Annotated in this window: 16 protein-coding genes; 7 read left to right on the top strand and 9 right to left on the bottom strand. The window is 42.1% G+C overall.

Going from position 1 to position 16,853, the window contains the following annotated elements; translation table 11 throughout:
- Window positions 1-156 precede the first annotated feature (156 nt).
- Window positions 157-393: a hypothetical protein gene (locus J502_RS05955; protein ID WP_005406711.1), complete on the top strand. Its 237-nt coding sequence runs from the start codon at window positions 157-159 to the stop codon at window positions 391-393.
- Window positions 394-412: 19 nt separating this feature from the next.
- Here the strand turns inward: J502_RS05955 and rsmD are convergent, their stop codons facing one another.
- Together rsmD and mrdA are read right to left on the bottom strand one after the other, a co-directional pair.
- Window positions 413-964 (bottom strand): 16S rRNA (guanine(966)-N(2))-methyltransferase RsmD, encoded by a 552-nt coding sequence (gene rsmD, locus J502_RS05950; protein WP_005406658.1) that lies wholly within the window; start codon window positions 962-964, stop codon window positions 413-415.
- A 2-nt stretch (window positions 965-966) separates the two neighbouring features.
- Complete coding sequence (mrdA, locus tag J502_RS05945; protein WP_005406794.1) at window positions 967-2,979, bottom strand: penicillin-binding protein 2; 2,013 nt, start codon at window positions 2,977-2,979, stop codon at window positions 967-969.
- 238 nt (window positions 2,980-3,217) lie between these two features.
- On the opposite strand from mrdA, the gene J502_RS05940 reads away from it, so the two are divergent.
- The 4 genes from J502_RS05940 (at window position 3,218) to J502_RS05925 (ending at window position 6,147) form a co-directional block, all read left to right on the top strand.
- The gene (locus J502_RS05940) at window positions 3,218-3,730 is read left to right on the top strand and encodes a hypothetical protein (protein WP_005406788.1); all 513 of its coding nucleotides are present in this window, start codon (window positions 3,218-3,220) and stop codon (window positions 3,728-3,730) included.
- 60 nt (window positions 3,731-3,790) lie between these two features.
- Window positions 3,791-5,104 (top strand): DUF445 domain-containing protein, encoded by a 1,314-nt coding sequence (locus J502_RS05935; protein WP_005019113.1) that lies wholly within the window; start codon window positions 3,791-3,793, stop codon window positions 5,102-5,104.
- A 106-nt stretch (window positions 5,105-5,210) separates the two neighbouring features.
- On the top strand, window positions 5,211-5,870 hold the full coding sequence (gene adk, locus J502_RS05930) for an adenylate kinase (RefSeq protein ID WP_005019114.1): 660 nt from the start codon (window positions 5,211-5,213) through the stop codon (window positions 5,868-5,870).
- A gap of 91 nt (window positions 5,871-5,961) precedes the next feature.
- Window positions 5,962-6,147 (top strand): hypothetical protein, encoded by a 186-nt coding sequence (locus tag J502_RS05925; RefSeq protein ID WP_005406828.1) that lies wholly within the window; start codon window positions 5,962-5,964, stop codon window positions 6,145-6,147.
- A gap of 7 nt (window positions 6,148-6,154) precedes the next feature.
- On the opposite strand, the gene nth is transcribed toward J502_RS05925, so the two are convergent.
- Together nth and J502_RS05915 are read right to left on the bottom strand one after the other, a co-directional pair.
- Window positions 6,155-6,871, bottom strand: a complete 717-nt coding sequence (gene nth / locus J502_RS05920; protein ID WP_005406549.1) for an endonuclease III — start codon at window positions 6,869-6,871, stop codon at window positions 6,155-6,157.
- The gene (locus J502_RS05915) at window positions 6,868-7,668 is read right to left on the bottom strand and encodes an RnfABCDGE type electron transport complex subunit B (RefSeq protein ID WP_005406811.1); all 801 of its coding nucleotides are present in this window, start codon (window positions 7,666-7,668) and stop codon (window positions 6,868-6,870) included. Before J502_RS05915 ends, nth begins: the two co-directional genes overlap by 4 nt.
- Before the next feature lie 336 nt (window positions 7,669-8,004).
- Here J502_RS05915 and gdhA point away from each other — a divergent pair, with 336 nt between their 5' ends.
- Window positions 8,005-9,348 (top strand): NADP-specific glutamate dehydrogenase, encoded by a 1,344-nt coding sequence (gene gdhA, locus J502_RS05910; RefSeq protein WP_005019118.1) that lies wholly within the window; start codon window positions 8,005-8,007, stop codon window positions 9,346-9,348.
- Between the two features lie 67 nt (window positions 9,349-9,415).
- Here gdhA and J502_RS05905 read toward each other — a convergent pair whose 3' ends face one another.
- From J502_RS05905 to rlmH, 3 genes are all read right to left on the bottom strand, one after another.
- Window positions 9,416-10,519 carry an META and DUF4377 domain-containing protein gene (locus J502_RS05905; RefSeq protein WP_005406727.1) on the bottom strand — a complete coding sequence of 368 codons (1,104 nt, stop codon included), beginning with the start codon at window positions 10,517-10,519 and terminating at the stop codon, window positions 9,416-9,418.
- A 158-nt stretch (window positions 10,520-10,677) separates the two neighbouring features.
- Window positions 10,678-11,454, bottom strand: a complete 777-nt coding sequence (locus tag J502_RS05900; RefSeq protein WP_034428964.1) for a dioxygenase family protein — start codon at window positions 11,452-11,454, stop codon at window positions 10,678-10,680.
- Window positions 11,455-11,571: 117 nt separating this feature from the next.
- Entirely contained in the window at window positions 11,572-12,051 is a 480-nt protein-coding gene (gene rlmH, locus J502_RS05895; RefSeq protein ID WP_005406619.1) for a 23S rRNA (pseudouridine(1915)-N(3))-methyltransferase RlmH, read from the bottom strand.
- Between the two features lie 154 nt (window positions 12,052-12,205).
- On the opposite strand from rlmH, the gene J502_RS05890 reads away from it, so the two are divergent.
- On the top strand, window positions 12,206-13,156 hold the full coding sequence (locus J502_RS05890; protein ID WP_034428966.1) for a M28 family peptidase: 951 nt from the start codon (window positions 12,206-12,208) through the stop codon (window positions 13,154-13,156).
- A 259-nt stretch (window positions 13,157-13,415) separates the two neighbouring features.
- Here the strand turns inward: J502_RS05890 and lon are convergent, their stop codons facing one another.
- Together lon and J502_RS05880 are read right to left on the bottom strand one after the other, a co-directional pair.
- Complete coding sequence (gene lon / locus J502_RS05885) at window positions 13,416-15,842, bottom strand: endopeptidase La (protein WP_005406783.1); 2,427 nt, start codon at window positions 15,840-15,842, stop codon at window positions 13,416-13,418.
- A 152-nt stretch (window positions 15,843-15,994) separates the two neighbouring features.
- Window positions 15,995-16,576, bottom strand: a complete 582-nt coding sequence (locus tag J502_RS05880) for a 5-formyltetrahydrofolate cyclo-ligase (protein ID WP_005406736.1) — start codon at window positions 16,574-16,576, stop codon at window positions 15,995-15,997.
- Window positions 16,577-16,853 lie beyond the last annotated feature (277 nt).

Here is a 16,853-nt window from a genome sequence, read left to right as displayed (position 1 = left end):
TATATGTAATTTAATATAAAAATAAATAATGAACAAAAAATGAAGAAAATTTGCAGAGCTTAAAGAGACTGAAAGATTCGGCAACATTGTATTGGCTGATTCTTCATAAAGCCCTTTCATACTCATTTTTTATTAATAAGTAATTCAGGAGGTAAGATGAAGCAGCTGTTCTTACTATGGTTAACCATGGCGGTATTCAGTGGAGCTGTTGCGGCGCATATGAATGATTACCCGGAACAGTCTGTAAAATCTTCTTCACCGGTATACCATTTTAATTTACAGGCTGGAAACAGTCAGATGACTGAAGATGTTAAAAATGGCCGGCCACGACCTAATCTTATCCAGTCTGGTCGGGGGAGCCGTTTACAGGGAAACCGTAATCTACGGCCATAACAATAGAACTAGGTCTGCGTTATTTACTCTTTTTCTGGTAAAGACCGGCTCTTACTGTACCAGCCTTGGTTTGCTTAAGCAGTTGCCAGTTCGCAGGCAGCTGGAGCCGCTGTAACTCCCGATCTGCTTCTACATAAATATAAGCCTGATCTTTAATGAGTGGATCAGCTAGCCCAGCAAGTTCCTGCCACAAGTCCAAGCTATAGGGAGGGTCTAAAAACACTACATCAAAGCTTTGTTGAAGTATAGGTAAAACCTGCTGTGCAGTCGCAATCTTGAGCTGGCTGTTTTCAGCTTTTAACAGCTGACGGTTTTGCTGAAGGAAGCTGGCTTGTATAGTGTTGGGTTCAATCATAACAACTGAAGCGGCGCCACGTGACAAAGCCTCAAAAGCAAGTGCGCCAGATCCTGCACAGATATCTAGAACATGGGCATTCTGGATTTCCCACATGAGCCAGTTAAACAGCGTTTCACGTACCCGGTCTGGGGTAGGTCGTAAGCCTTGAATACTGGCAAATGGCAGCTGACGCCGTTTCCATTCACCACCAATAATGCGGAGCTGGTTTTTCATCTTTAATCACTCTCTACATTTTGTACGCGGCTGGCCGTATTGGATTGAGCAACAGGCTGGTTTGTACCGGATGCTGTTTCAGGTGCAGGGATACCTGTAGTACCACTAGGTAGCTCTGCCGGTTTAATACCAGCAGTCATCAAGCCACCGCTGATCTGGTGTGCACTTGGGCGGATCGGATTTTTCTCTTTTTTGACCAGCCAGTAATCGAAAATAGGGCGGGCGAGCTGTGCAGCGGAACCACCATGACGACCATTTTCCCAAACTACCGCAATGGCAATTTCAGGATTTTCAGCCGGTGCAAATCCTACAAATAAGCCATGATCAAGCTGGCGTTCAGTAAGCAAGGACTCATTATAACGCTTGCCTTGAGCAATACTTTTAACCTGTGCTGTCCCTGTTTTTCCGGCAATGTGATAAGACAGACCACTACGGATTCCTTTACCTGTACCGGTTTGAATTACATCCACCATGGCCTCACGCATCTTGATCCAGTCTTCAGGTGTTCCATTAAACTGGATTTTTCCATTGGTGCCGTTATGCACATGGTAAGTTTTGGTCCCGCGGGTCTCACGTAAAACATGAGGCGTTACCCGGGAGCCCTGATTGGCCGTAATAGCTGTGGCAAGAGCCAGTTGTAGGGGAGAGGCAGTAAATGCACCCTGACCAATACTGACTGAAATTGTTTCACCTTTAAGCCATTTTGCTTTACGGGTACGCATTTTCCATTCAGGATTAGGATACAGACCTTCGCTTTCGCTAGGCAGATCTACGCCAGTTTTTTCACCAAAACCAAACTGACGCATCCAGGCATTCATTTTCTCAATACCCATACGGTAAGAGAGCACATAGAAGTAAGTGTCGCATGATACATTTTGAGCTTTATGCAAATTTACCATGCCATGACCAGTTTTTTTATGGTCACGGAAACGGTGGCTGTCACCGGGCAAAGTAAAGTAACCCGGATCAGAAATAGCGGTATTCCAGTCGACATAACCATAATGAATACCACCTAATCCAAACATGGGTTTGATGGTTGAACCTGGAGGATAAGCTCCCTGTACGGCACGATTATATAAAGGCTGGTCCAGATTATCACGGAGACCGCTATAGTCTGTATGGCTGATACCAGTTACAAATAAATTCGGATTAAAGCTGGGACTGGAAACCAGCGCCAGAATTTCACCAGTACGAGGATCAAGGGCAACAATGGCGCCACGACGGCCAGCCAGCTGTTCTGTGGCAACCATTTGCAGGCCATAATCAATAGAGAGATAAAGGTCATTACCACGAACCGGGTCTTTACGTCCCAAATTGCGTAACACATTACCATGTGCATCTGCCTCAACTGACTCGTTCCCGGGAATACCATGCAGCAGTTCTTCATAGGACTTTTCAACGCCAATTTTTCCAATCAAGTTGGTGCCGGCATACAGATCTTTATCAATTTTCTTAAGTTCTTTATCATTAATCCGGCCCACATAACCAATAACATGGGCAAATAGGTCACCATGTGGATAATAACGAGTCATCTGGGTTTCAATATTGACTCCCGGAAACTGATATTTTAATTCGCTAAACTTGGCAATATCTGTCTCGGTCAGATTCATTTTGATTACCACACGTTCAGTTTTTCTGGAAGCTTTGATTCGGCTTTCAAAACGGGCAATATCTTCAGGAGTCAGACTTAAAACTGGAGTAAGACGCGCCAGCGTAGCCTCAATATCTTCGATATCTGCACGGCTCATGGTCGCTGAAAATACCGGATAATTATCAGCCAGAAGAATACCGTTTCGGTCATATATATAGCCGCGGGCAGGTGCAATCGGTTGCAGGCGAATACGGTTTTTATCTGAAGCTGTACTGAATTCGTCATAATGCGCAATCTGCAAATATGCGTAATGCCCTGCGAGTAAAAGTAAAAAGAACGCCACAATACCCATTGTGATGAAAATGCGGCTACGATAAATCCGCTTTTCCTGCTGTTCATTTTTAAGGGGGAAATGCTGCTTCATACGGCGTACTTTGACCAAACGTACAGGGAGAACAAATGACCGGCTATTTTAGCCTATCATCATTTGGAATGATCAGTTATTTTTAAATAAAGTAAAAAATAAATAAGCTGCCCATTCTTTGACTTTATAGACAGCAAAATTCTAAAGTGCTGTATATAACAAGCATATTAATTCTGTTAAAGTCAGGAATTAGGCCAGCTGGACTGCTGTTGTTTTTACAGGGAAAATGGAGAAAATAATGAGAAAAATCTATCCCTTACTGGCACTCTTTGTGCTGGTAAATACTGCCCATGCCCAAAATTTACTTCAGGCCAAGCTGGGAGCAGGGGACGCTGCTAGCTGGAATGTAGGCGCAGGGATAACCCAGGAGCTTCTTCATCTAAATGCTGAATGGGTTAATCAATATGGCATTGCTTACACTAAAGCTGGTGTTTTTCTGGACGATGATAATCCGTTTGGTGCCCAAGTTGGCTTCCGTTATCCATATTATTTCACCGGAGAAGCTAAAAACGGTTACTATATCGGTGCCTATCTGGGACATCTCGACAGTCAATTTAAGAATAACGAGTACAAGTCTCGTTTAGGTGCTGGTATAGATTTGGCATATGTCTGGCTCAGTCCTGAACGGATCAGTACTTTAAGTGTCGGACTGGGAGCGGCAGAAAAATTTAAGAATCAGGAGGGTGAAGTAACTGCCAATACTGAACCTCAACTACAATTTTCTTACACCCTGAGTTTTGGCCTGAAGTAAAAATAGCGAACTTGATAACGTGAATAATTTAGCGAATAGAAATAAATACGAGAGTCATGCATGTTAGAGTACGTCAGTGAACTGTGGCAAACCTTTTCAAATCGACCTGATTTTTGGGCCGTGCTCAGCATTATTCCTGTGACAGCTTTTGTTACTTGGGCCCATGTTTGGATGGCACTGAAAATGGTGTTTTATCCAATCAATTTCTGGGGCTTTTATTTAGGTCCTATTCCAATTGGCTGGCAGGGAATTGTGCCGCGTAAAGCTGGCCGTATTTCGGGCATTATCACTGACAATACCTTATCTAAACTTGGGTCGCTTCAAGAGTTTCTCGAGGCAATGGACCCAGCCGATATGGCACGTATTATTGGTGAGCAGGTTGGATTTGAACTGGAACACCTGATTGATGAGGTTATGCTGGACCGTAATGCTGTGCTCTGGGAAAATCTGCCTTATTCAATTAAACGCCGTATTTACGCACAGGCCCATAAGCAGCTTCCGGTTGTTCTGCATGACCTGGTCACTGAGCTTACCCTCAATGTAGAATCTCTAGTCAATATGCGTGAGATGGTGGTTCGCCAGATGGAAGGTGACCGTTTGCTCATGGTTCGCATGTTTCTGAAAGTTGGCCAGAAAGAGATTAACTTTATCTGGCATATTAGTGCCCTGATTGGTATGTTTTTTGGTATCTTCCAGATGATTGTCTGGTTTGTAGTACCTTGGCACTGGACAGTTCCTTTCTGGGCATCCATCTGGGGGTTCCTGACCAACTGGATTGCAATCTGGATGGTGTTTAACCCAGTAGAGCCACATTACATTCGCTATCCACAGTTATTCCGTTTAACTAAAGACCGTAAATTCCCGTGGATTGTACCTGTCTTGCGTATAGGCCGTTATAATATGCAAGGCGCTTTTATGAAGCGTCAGGATGAGGTCTCTGATGTATTTGCAAGAGTAGTGACTGAAGACCTCATTACTTTAAAATCGATTATGACCGAAATGATGTACGGTACCCGTAGAGAGAAAACCCGTCGTATTGTAAAACGTCATATTAATGAAATTATGGAAACTCCGCTGGTTCGGACATCGTTACAGCTGTCTTTAGGGCCAAAAGAATACGCAAGACTCAAGACAGACTTGATCGATCGCTCAATTGAAATTACGATGGTGCCTGTGTGTGACCCGGCATTCAATGCGAGCCGTGCACAGAAGATCTATCAAATGTTTAGAGACCGTATTCGCGAATTGACGCCTAAAGAATTCCAGAACCTGTTACGCCCTGCGTTTCAGGAAGATGAGTGGATTCTGATTGTATTGGGCGGTGTAACCGGATTTTTCGCTGGTTTAATACATTTGTTTGTCGCCTTTTTATAATTGTTGATGGCTTCCTTCTTATAAAGAGTCGCCACAAGAAATGACAATTACAACGCTAGTTATTATGTAAATGTCGAATACATTGTTAAAATGAGGATGTTTTTTTATGCGCATTATCTTACTCGGACCACCTGGAGCAGGCAAAGGCACTCAGGCTCAGTTGATCTGTAAGCGCTACAATATCCCACAAATTTCAACCGGTGATATGCTCCGTGCTGCAATTCGTGAAGGTACTGAATTAGGTCTTAAAGCTAAAAGTGTGATGGATGCTGGTGGTCTGGTGTCTGATGAGCTGATCATCGGACTGGTTAAAGAACGCATTGCTCAGCCAGATTGTGAAAATGGTTGTATCTTTGACGGCTTTCCTCGTACCATTCCGCAAGCTGAAGCGCTGGAAAAAGAAGGCATAGCCATCGATCATGTCATTGAAATCGATGTACCGGACGAAGAAATTGTAAAACGTCTCTCTGGTCGCCGTCAGCATCCTGCCTCTGGCCGTGTATACCACATCGTCTATAACCCGCCTAAAGTAGAAGGTAAGGATGATGAAACTGGTGAAGATCTGGTACAGCGTCCGGATGATCTTGAAGAAACTATTCGTAAGCGTTTAGGTTCATATCATACTGAAACTGAGCAGCTGGTAGGTTTTTATCAGGGCCGTGCCGCCTCTGGTGAAAATGCGCCAACTTATAATAAATTAAATGGTTTGCGTGCTATTGATGAAGTTCAGACTGAACTGTTTGCTATTTTAGACCAGACCAAATAAAACTCGGGTAAGCTCGAGATTCTTTTGACTTTAAAAGGGTCCTAAGCCATATTAGGGCTCTTTTATTTTATGCAGAGCAGAGGATGGATCAATGCTGAAAATTGGCTTGATTATCTTAGTTATTGTTTTTTTTATTATCTTGCTGGCCTTGCTTTATCAAAGTCAAAAAATGTTACGTGCTGTAGAAAAGCAGGAAGCTCAGGAAAAAGCCAACAGACCAGCGCCTAAACGTCGACTGCATCCTAAACTTCAGGCACAGCAAAAGCATAAGAAATAAAAATATCTTACTTATCTGAAAGTTGTGGGATTAATGTGGTGATGGCTTGTTCTGCGCCTAAGGCATAACGGTCCGGCCAGTTACATACATCGGCCACCACACATTCAAAACATTTTGGCTTACGTGCTATGCAGGTGTAACGACCGTGTAAAATCAGCCAGTGATGTGCATCAACTATAAATTCTTTCGGCATTACTTTTAATAGCTGCTGCTCGACTTCTAGTACGTTCTTACCTGGTGCGAGGCCAGTCCGGTTACCTACTCGAAAAATATGAGTATCTACAGCCATGGTCGGTTGCCCAAACGCGGTATTGAGTACTACATTGGCTGTCTTACGGCCTACACCAGGCAAAGCTTCAAGCTCTGCACGAGTTTCTGGAACTTGGCCATTATGTTGTTCAATCAGAATTTTACAGGCTTTAATCACATTTTCTGCCTTGGCATTATAAAGGCCAATCGTCTTGATATAGGCTTTTAAACCCTCGACACCTAAGGCATAGATTGCCTCCGGCGTATTAGCCACAGGAAAAAGTTTGTCGGTTGCTTTATTTACACTTACATCCGTAGCCTGAGCCGAAAGTGTAACTGCAACCAGTAGCTCAAAAGGGCTAGAAAACTTGAGTTCGGTGGTAGGGTGAGGACGCTGCTGGCGTAAACGCTCAAAAAAAGTATAAACCTGTTTTTTATTCATTTTTTTTACAGGTTTGCTAGTTACTGTACTCATTTTGATGATTCCTGTAGAGCCTGTAACTGCCGGTTTAATTCTGTCAGCTGTGTCTGTTTGTGTGCATCTTCACGTACAGAGAGCTGTTTTTCCAGTTTTTTAATCTGGGTACGTATTTTGGCGAGTTCAATTGTTGTCTGTGCACTTACCGTGTTCTGAATAGATATATCTTTCTGTTTTACTTCAATCGCTGGAACTGCATCAGTCTGCTGGGAAAAGCGTGCAAACAGTTCACTGTCAATCTCCGCACGTACAACAGGACCTTTCCGATACATCCGTCGAGTTTCCTCACGTTGGATATGCGCATAATAACGACGGCGTAAATCGTTCTGCTCCTGAATCCGTAAATCTTCTGTAGGCAAGGGCTGAACATCTTCAATCAGGTCAATACAGTCAACTGGGCAGGGGGGAATACACAATTCACAGCCTGTACACAGGTCAGTCAATACAGTATGCATGAGTTTACCACTGCCTATAATGGCATCCACTGGGCAAGCGCTAATACATTTGGTACAACCAATACATTCATCTTCACGAATTACTGCTTTCATGCGTTGCGGACGTCCATCCGCCTGAATTGGCCAGACACTTTCTTCAGCTTTTAGTGCTCCGCGATCGAGCAGTTTTGCCAAAGCATCTGCTACCGGCTGCCCCCCAGGAATGCATTTATTGGCGGCTTCACCTTCAGCAATAGACTGCGCGTAAGGCAGGCATCCATCACGATGCCCACATAGTCCGCATTGGGTTTGTGGTAAAAGGGCATCAATTTGGCGAATCATGGAAATGGTTGAATTCATGGTCAAATCATAAGTGCACAGCAAAAAAACAGGAAAAGCAGAAAAATGCCTGATCGGAAATAGTATTTTAACATATCTCAGCGCTATAATTTGCCGAGTTTCACTGTAATGTTTCAGTAGATAGATAATATTGACAAGTGATTAACTGATCGGAATTATGATTAAAAGTGATGTAATTCATAAAAAAAAGTAATTTAATTATCATTTTAATTAAACTTTTTTTAAAAAAGTCTTGTGCTAGCAGTGTAAACGATATTTAATAATTTGCGCCAAAATATATCACTTTGAGTAAATTTTTGCACAATTTTGAATCACCTTTCTGCAGAGGACTAAGCGTTGAAATATAACAGCCTTAACGACTTCTTAGACTACGTCAAAGCACGTGATCCACATCAACCAGAGTTTTTACAAGCTGTAGAAGAGGTGATGACCAGTTTATGGCCTTTTATTGAAAAGAACCCAAGTTATGCAGAACATGGCCTGCTTGAGCGTTTAGTCGAACCAGAACGTGCTATCCAGTTTCGTGTTTCCTGGGTAGATGACCAAGGTCAAACTCAGGTTAACCGTGCATTTCGAGTACAATATAATTCGGCAATTGGGCCATTCAAAGGTGGAATGCGCTTCCATCCTTCTGTAAACCTTTCTATTCTTAAGTTTCTTGGTTTCGAGCAAACTTTTAAAAATGCATTGACCACATTACCAATGGGTGGTGGTAAGGGCGGTTCTGATTTTGACCCTAAAGGTAAGTCAGAAGGTGAAATCATGCGTTTTTGCCAAGCATTAATGATCGAGCTTTATCGTCATTTAGGCTCAAATACCGATATTCCTGCGGGGGATATTGGAGTAGGCGGTCGCGAAGTTGGCTACATGGCCGGCATGATGAAAAAACTCAGCAATGACACTTCATCTGTATTCACGGGTAAAGGTCTGTCATTTGGTGGCAGTCTGGCCCGTCCCGAGGCTACCGGTTACGGTACTGTATATTTTGCAGAAGAAATGCTTAAAACCCGTAACGAGGTTTTTCAGGGTAAAGTGGTTGCAATCTCGGGTTCTGGTAATGTTGCCCAGTATGCTGCAGACAAGGCCATGTTCTTGGGTGCTAAAGTAGTATCCCTGTCTGATTCAAACGGTACTGTCTACGTAAAAGATGGCTTTACTGATGAATTACTTGCAGAGGTCATGGAACTTAAAAACGTGAAGCGTGGCCGTATGTCAGAATTCGCTTCCAAGCATGGATTTGAATATCTTGAAGGTAAACGTCCTTGGGGAATTAAATGCGACATCGCACTACCATGTGCTACACAAAATGAACTCGATGGTGATGATGCACGTCAACTGTTAGCCAATGGAGTGATGTGTGTGGCCGAAGGTGCCAACATGCCTTCTACCCTTGAAGCAGTAGAAGAGTTTGTTAAAGCAAAAATTCTTTATGCACCAGGCAAGGCATCAAATGCAGGTGGCGTGGCTACCTCAGGTTTAGAGATGTCTCAGAATGCACTGCGTTTAGGCTGGAGCTTTGAAGAGGTAGATGAGCGTCTGCATGCGATCATGAAAGAGATTCACCGCAACTGTGTAAAATATGGTACTCAGGAAGATGGTACTGTCAATTATGTAGATGGTGCTAACATTGCTGGTTTCGTAAAAGTTGCTGATGCCATGCTGGCACAGGGCGTATACTAAGTTTTTCTAAAATTACTTATAAAAAACCGATGCATTGGCATCGGTTTTTTATTATTTAGATATAAACTTAAGGCTTTTTAATAGTTTCCTGTTCTACAGTCATATCATGCACATACGCATATTTTGATTGATCTGCAGCAATATTTTTGCGTTCATAGCGCTTTACCCGTACAATGACTCGCTGGTTAGGGTCATGCTTAAAACCTTCAATATGATCGTAAAATAGTGTCCAATCTTTATCGACCTGCGTTTTTATACCTTTATCATCATATTTGATTTCACGGACCTGCAGGCAGGTTTGTGGTGCAACTCCTGTACATGACTTGGTTTCAGGTGCTATTTCTAGAAAAATAGTTTCACCTTGCGACTGATATTGGGCTTCAGGGGTCATGTTACCCTTGAATGTATAACTTTGACCTTGGGTATCTTTCAAGATCAGGGTTGGCTGTGCAGGGTTCGCCAGATTGAGTTCAAAAGGAATACTGCGTTTTTGAAATAGGGAACTGGAGAACTGCTCCTGTTTCATTAATACCGGATCACATGCCATCTGCGTTGAAACTAAGTCACCAGTCAATAGCTGACCATTTTCAATTTTCCAGCTTGTACCCTGACGGTTACATCCGCTATCAATTCCAATCCGGTTATTGGAAAAATTCAACAGGATAGGTTCTTTGGAACCTTCCGGTTGATAGGTCCAGTTATAAGAAGTTAAAGCACTATGTTCAAGCATTTTACTACCTTTAAACACGTGCTTTTGTCCCTTTGTATCTGTAATGGTTAAAATGGCCTGACCATTCGCTAAGCTAATATCAAAATTTGAACGTGCTTCATTGAAGATACTGCTAGAGAGCTGTTCCTGTTTCATTAAGTCTGACTGGCAGGCCATCATGGTTGAAATCAGATGAGAAGTTACCAATTTACCTTCTTCAATTTTCCAGCTGCCGCCTTGTCCGTTACAGCCAGTCTGTATAGATAATTGATGATTATCTATAAAATTGATGACTAGAGGTTTAGAAGCTTGAGAATTCTGGTAAGTCCAGCTATAGGCAGAGAGCTGCTGCTCAGTATCGGCTTGTTGTGAGACATGTGGCTGCTTTTGATACGGCTGAATAGATTGGCAAGCCATTAAAGAAAAAGGAAGCAGGGCAAGAAACAAATATTTCAATTTCATTTTAAATCTTTTGTTACAACTAAATTAAAGCATAGCTTAAGGCATCGTTCAGCTCATAAAAACCGGACTGGTTAGATTTTTAGTTTTAAAACGTATTGTTTTGTAACTTTAAATAAGGTTTTTAAATGAAGTTTTCCTAAGCATAGTGAATATTTGTACTAATCAAACCTGTAAATATCCATTCCTAAAGCCCCCATAGAAAAACTGCTATGAACCAGACTGAATCTTGAGCCAGTTCCCATAGCAAAGAAAAGGGGAGCTAAATGCTCAAGAGTGGGATGATTCCGTGCAATATAAGGCAGATGTTGCCATTCAAGTACTTCATCATAACTGCTATGGCTGAGTTTACTCACCACATGGTTGCGAAAAGTCGAAGCCCATTCAGGTACTTCAGACGTATTACCGTGCCAGTTTAACTCGGCCAGATTATGAGTAATGCTACCTGAACCAATCAATAAAATTTGTCGTTCACGTAGAGGCGCCAGCACTTGCCCAATTTGATAAATCTCATCAGCACTCATGCCCATAGGCAGCGAAATCTCGATTACCGGAATTTCTGCTTCGGGATACATGTGCAATAAAGGCATCCAGACACCATGGTCACGCGGGCGGATATTGTTTGCATGTGCCTGTATCTGTGCTTCAGCAAATAGATGCAAAATTTCTTCGGCCAGTTCCGGGTTACCCGGAGCACGATAGTGAATTTCATAAAGTTCGGCTGGAAAGCCACGAAAATCATGCCAGGTTTCGGGACGCGTTGCTATACTCACTTCCAGGGCCTGACTTTCCCAGTGAGCCGACATTACAATAATAGCTTCCGGTTTAGGCAGGTTAATGCTCAAACGTTCTAAGGCAGGTCCCACCTGTTCCGGATCAAGAGCGAGCATGGGAGAACCATGCGAAATAAATAAACCGGGGAGAGTCTGTAAATTCATGAGCGCCTGACCTGAGCAATTTAAATTAAACTTCATGATGCAGAAAAAAAGCCGCTTATTAAAGAAGCTTTATTTCAACGGTATGTTTCAAAAATGCAATTATGGGATTAAGAGCATTCAAGCGCGATGATAAGGATGATTATGATTAATACTCATTGCCCGATAAAGCTGTTCGATCAACATCACTCGGACTAAAGGGTGAGGTAAGGTCAGCTTGGAGAGTGACCAGTGCCAAGCTGCTGTTTTACGGACTTGATCTGAAAGCCCATCCGGTCCACCGATTGCCAGAGCTACATCGTGTCCTTCAAGCATCCAGCCTTTCATTGTCTCAGCCAGCTTCTCCGTGCTGAGTTCTTTTCCACCCACTTCTAGTGCAATCAGAATTTCGCTGGGTTTAAGCGTAGCGAGAATACTTTCACCCTCAATCTGGCAATATTTTAATATATCTGCGTCTGAGTCATTCTTGCCGCGTTTAGCCATGGGTAACTCAATGACCTGAGTTTGTACAAACGGTTGAATACGTTTGAAGTAATCTTCAAAGCCAGTCAAAACCCAAGCTGGCATTTTTTGACCTATGGTTAAAATACGGATTTTCATAACTGCTGTTTGGTATCAAAGTAACATTATTATAACGTTGAAATGCTATCTGTACTGATACAAAAAGACATAATGAAGCTGGAAAATAACCAGAAGGACAGGTTGCCCATACGAACAACAAGCCTGTCATGATAACAAATGGAAAAATAAGCGAATGTGGAATCGGTTGATATACAGATACTTAATTTTAATTATAAGCGGTTTTTTTTCATGTGTAGCAGCAGCTGATCTAAGCACATCTTTTAAGCAGGCAGATCCTTCTAATCTAACAGTTTACATGAACCAGATTATTCGGCCGGGAGTTGCACGAAATTATAAAAATGTAGAGGAACTTAATCGGATCTCAGCAGGATTAAAAGAGCAGATGCGTCTGTTCGGTATACCTTGTAACTATCAGACTTATGAAGTATACGGAAAAAATTATCGAAATGTCTTGTGCTATATCAATGTTGGCCGCTCAGATAAAATGATTATCGGTGCGCATTATGATGCTTTTGAAAAAACTTCTGGAGCAGATGCCAACGCCTCCGGAGTCGCCGGTGTACTTGAAATAGCACGCATTCTGGCAGCAGAGCGCTCTTCCTTAAAGCATAATATCGAATTTGTCTTTTATACCTTAAAAGAGCAGCCATTTTTTAAAACTGCACAAATGGGAAGTTATATTCATGCCAAATCGGTACAGCAGCAAAAAGAGCAGATTAAGGCAGCTTTCATACTTGATATGATAGGCTACTATGATATTAAAAATGTACAGCAGTATCCGGCAGGCATGAAATGGATATATCCAAGTCATGCCAATTTTATTGCAACCTTAAGTAATATACAGTCAAGCGATATCGGGAATGCTTACTGCGAATCAATGCAGCAGTTAAACCAGCTGGATTGCCAACGTATGGTAACACCTTCATTTCTGGCAGGGGCTGACTTTTCTGACCATTTTAACTATTGGCAATTTGATATTCCGGCAATTCTGATTACAGATACCGGAAAATACCGCAACAAGTTTTACCATACACAAGAGGACCGTATTGATAAGCTTGATACTGTAAAGATGGCTCAGGTAATTAACGGCTTAGCCTCTACCATTCTGGAATCTAACTTCTAAAATTAAAGTATTTAAGACAAAAAAACGCAGTCCTTAAAAGGGGCTAAAAGGACTGCGAAATAGGCCATCCGTCTGGAGATACAGATGGCCATCTAGTGTACGTTGTGAGAAAAAGTAAAGCCCACAGAACCGTATGTCTATACTGAATAAGATGGGGAAACTGCTCAGCTTTTTCAAGCCAAAATAAAGACCACACATACTATATATACATTTTTTAACACAAAAAAGAGAGCCGAAGCTCTCTTTTTCTTATTTACCCTTAGTGGCGGGCTGTATTTGACTCTTCAACTGGTTTTACCAGAGGTTGCTTTGGAAGAGGTTTTGGCATAGAGGTTAAAGCAAGTGGCAAGATCTCATCGATACTTTTCACTGCCTTAATTTCTAGCCCTTCCTTCACATTTTCTGGAATTTCTGCAAGATCACGTATATTTTCTTGTGGAATGAAAACCAGCTTGATACCTCCACGGTGGGCAGCAAGCAATTTTTCTTTCAACCCACCAATACGCATTGCACGACCACCCAGACTGGTTTCACCTGTCATTGCAATATCTGCTCGAATTGCAATACCAGTAAATGCTGAAACAAGTGCAGTAGTTAAAGCAAGACCGGCAGATGGGCCATCTTTTGGTGTTGCACCTTCAGGCAAGTGAACGTGTACATCTGTTTCTTCAAAACGCGATGCCTCAATTCCAAGTTCATCTGCACGGGTACGCACTACTGTCATAGCCGCAGTAATCGATTCTTTCATAACATCACCCAAAGAACCGGTAGTAATGAATTTACCTTTACCTTTAACTGCTGCAACTTCAATAGTCAGTAATTCACCACCGACCGAAGTCCATGCCAGACCATTTACACGGCCAACTTGGGCTTCTTCTTCCGCCATGCCAAAGTCAAACTTGTGTACACCCAGATAATCTGGCAAGTTTTCTGCAGTAACATCAATATGCAGATTTTTGGCTTTCTTGCTCACGGCTTCTTTCACGACTTTTCGCGCAATTTTGGAAACTTCACGCTCAAGACTACGTACACCTGCTTCACGAGTATAACGACGTACGATGTCACGAATCGCTTCTTCATGTACTGTTAACTCTTTAGCACGTAACCCGTTATCTTTAATCGCTTTAGGTACCAAATAACGATCAGCAATATTTACTTTTTCGTCTTCGGTATAGCCCGGTAAACGGATGACTTCCATACGGTCAAGTAATGGACCCGGAATATCCATACTGTTTGCAGTACAGATAAACATGACTTCAGACAGGTCAAGATCCAAATCAAGGTAATGGTCATTGAACTTGTGGTTCTGCGACGGGTCAAGCACTTCAAGTAATGCAGAAGCAGGGTCACCTCGATAATCCTGTGCCATCTTGTCAATTTCATCAAGCAAAAACAGCGGATTCTTAACGCCGACTTTTGTCAGGGACTGCACAATTTTACCTGGCATCGCACCAATATAAGTACGACGGTGTCCACGTATTTCAGCTTCATCACGCACGCCACCTAAAGCCATACGCACAAATTCACGACCTGTAGCTTTAGCAATAGATTCACCAAGAGAGGTTTTACCTACACCTGGGGGGCCAACCAGACAGAGGATTGGTCCACGCAGCTTTTTCACACGCGACTGTACTGCAAGATACTCAACGATACGCTGTTTTACTTCATCTAGGCCATAGTGGTCAGCATCCAGGATTTCCTGAGCTTTATTCAGGTTAATACTAACTTTGCTAGCCTTGTTCCACGGTGTATCTAAAATAACTTCCAGATAGTTACGTACCACAGCCGCTTCACTTGAAGCCGGTTGCATCGCTTTTAGCTTACGGAATTCAGCTTCAGCTTTTTTGCGTACATGTTCTGGCAGATCAGCTTCTGCGAAACGTTTTTCAATCTCGGCCACATCATCTTCAGCGCCACCATTCATGTCAGAGAGTTCGCGCTGAATAACCTTCATTTTTTCATTCAGGAAATATTCACGCTGATTCTTTTCCATCTGGCGTTTAACTGAATCATGCAAGGTCTGTTCTAGCTGTTGTTCTTCAGATTGCTGAAGCAGATAAGTCATCAGTTCTTGCAGATGAATTTCGAACTCATCATGTTCAAGGAACTTCTGTTTCACTTCAATATTAAGTGGAACTCGAGTCGCAACAAAGAATAACAGTTGCAGCAGATCTTCAATTTTATTGGCCGCCGCAATCAGCTCACGCGCATTACGCAATTTTGCTTCAGCATACTGGGCAAACAAGGTACGCAAATCTTGCAGGCGGGCATCTTGCTCTTCCTCGCTAAACTCTACAGTCATTGGACTAAGAGTATGCTCAGCGCTCAGATATTCTTCTGAGTCAATAATACGGGTAAGTTTAGAGCGATGCAGGCCTTCAATCAGGACTTTAATACAGTTTTCATCATTTTCATGATTCACAACTTGCACAATCTTCGCGACAGTACCGTATTGATAAAGGTTGTCGTGATCAATTTCTTCTGTAAGCGAATCTCTTTGTGCAACTACAAATACTAAATTGTCACTGTTACGAGCCACATCAACTGCATTGATCGATTTTTCACGACCCACAAATAACGCAATTTGCATGTGTGGATACACCACCACATCACGTAGCGCTAATAGTGGTAATACACTTGGAACCTGAGGCTCTAAGGTTTGTTCATTCATAAGATATTCGGACATGGGCACTCCTAATGAGTGACAACGGTGTTGCCATGACTTTTATAGTGATGGGTAATTTAAAAAATACAAGGGCCCATGCAGATAAATTGTTTTATTTTTAGATGAGATATGAAAAGTTCATAGTTTTAAACAAGTTAAACGTATAGTTAAGATTAAAAATAATGTATTTTCGTAGGTGTAACTAATGCATTTAAAGGTTGATCCCATTTTTCTCGCTTTAATCTTGAGGGAATAAACTGGAAATCATGTGCTACTCCTAACCGGTACGGATACTGTGCGGCCTGAGCCAAGGTACGATCATAATAGCCTCCGCCCATACCAATGCGTGTCCCGCTAGAGTCACAAGCAAGCAACGGCATTAAAATTAAATCTAATACAGTAACATTACAGCCACGGCCTGCCATGGGCTCCTTCATGCCTAATGGATGATAGGCAAAGCACTGATTGCGATACTGATCACGACTTATAGAAACCCAAACCAGTTTTTGACTCATGTTGCAGATCATAGGTAAGTAAACTTTCTTACCTTTTTTAAAACAGTACTCAATAATTTTACGTGTATGGATTTCACCAAAAGCATTCAGGTAAATACCGATTTTATCAGCATGTTGAAACCTTGGCATTTTTATAAGATGTGTCAGCACTTTTTGTTCAGATTGCCGATGCTCAAAAATACTGACTTGGCGGCGTTGAGAACGCAGAGATCGCCGTAAAGAGTGAAGAGAAGTGGACATAACAATTTCAATTACTTTCCAAGTTAAATCGATTTAAAGACTGATGATCTATAAACTGATCAGACAGCTATCTTATTATTAACATGTTATATTGTTCCAATAAGATAATTTGGCTCTGTACCCTTAACCAGACTTTATATTATCACAATCTTATTTTAGTATCAGCTCACAGCTATAACAGAGCAACGGAAAAATTCTGCTATTACGGCAGTGATTAAAAAATGATAGACTGTAATAATAGATTATTTAATATTATTATTAAATTTGATTCATTATA

This window comes from Acinetobacter sp. 1294596 (assembly GCF_000582925.1).
GTDB classification, from domain to species: Bacteria; Pseudomonadota; Gammaproteobacteria; order Pseudomonadales; family Moraxellaceae; genus Acinetobacter; species Acinetobacter radioresistens.
The sequence above is the reverse complement of the archived record's forward strand: the minus strand, read 5'-3'. Positions and strand labels throughout refer to the sequence as shown.

Bases quoted from the DNA above. Each gene is read 5' to 3' on its own strand.
- J502_RS05905 (WP_005406727.1), bottom strand. From the start codon at position 10,519: ATGAAATTGAAATATTTGTTTCTTGCCCTGCTTCCTTTTTCTTTAATG.
- adk (WP_005019114.1), top strand. From the start codon at position 5,211: ATGCGCATTATCTTACTCGGACCACCTGGAGCAGGCAAAGGCACTCAG.
- rsmD (WP_005406658.1), bottom strand. From the start codon at position 964: ATGAAAAACCAGCTCCGCATTATTGGTGGTGAATGGAAACGGCGTCAG.
- J502_RS05890 (WP_034428966.1), top strand. From the start codon at position 12,206: ATGTGGAATCGGTTGATATACAGATACTTAATTTTAATTATAAGCGGT.
- rlmH (WP_005406619.1), bottom strand. From the start codon at position 12,051: ATGAAAATCCGTATTTTAACCATAGGTCAAAAAATGCCAGCTTGGGTT.
- J502_RS05940 (WP_005406788.1), top strand. From the start codon at position 3,218: ATGAGAAAAATCTATCCCTTACTGGCACTCTTTGTGCTGGTAAATACT.
- lon (WP_005406783.1), bottom strand. From the start codon at position 15,842: ATGTCCGAATATCTTATGAATGAACAAACCTTAGAGCCTCAGGTTCCA.
- J502_RS05935 (WP_005019113.1), top strand. From the start codon at position 3,791: ATGTTAGAGTACGTCAGTGAACTGTGGCAAACCTTTTCAAATCGACCT.
- mrdA (WP_005406794.1), bottom strand. From the start codon at position 2,979: ATGAAGCAGCATTTCCCCCTTAAAAATGAACAGCAGGAAAAGCGGATT.
- J502_RS05925 (WP_005406828.1), top strand. From the start codon at position 5,962: ATGCTGAAAATTGGCTTGATTATCTTAGTTATTGTTTTTTTTATTATC.
- J502_RS05900 (WP_034428964.1), bottom strand. From the start codon at position 11,454: ATGAATTTACAGACTCTCCCCGGTTTATTTATTTCGCATGGTTCTCCC.
- J502_RS05955 (WP_005406711.1), top strand. From the start codon at position 157: ATGAAGCAGCTGTTCTTACTATGGTTAACCATGGCGGTATTCAGTGGA.
- J502_RS05880 (WP_005406736.1), bottom strand. From the start codon at position 16,576: ATGTCCACTTCTCTTCACTCTTTACGGCGATCTCTGCGTTCTCAACGC.
- nth (WP_005406549.1), bottom strand. From the start codon at position 6,871: ATGAGTACAGTAACTAGCAAACCTGTAAAAAAAATGAATAAAAAACAG.
- J502_RS05915 (WP_005406811.1), bottom strand. From the start codon at position 7,668: ATGAATTCAACCATTTCCATGATTCGCCAAATTGATGCCCTTTTACCA.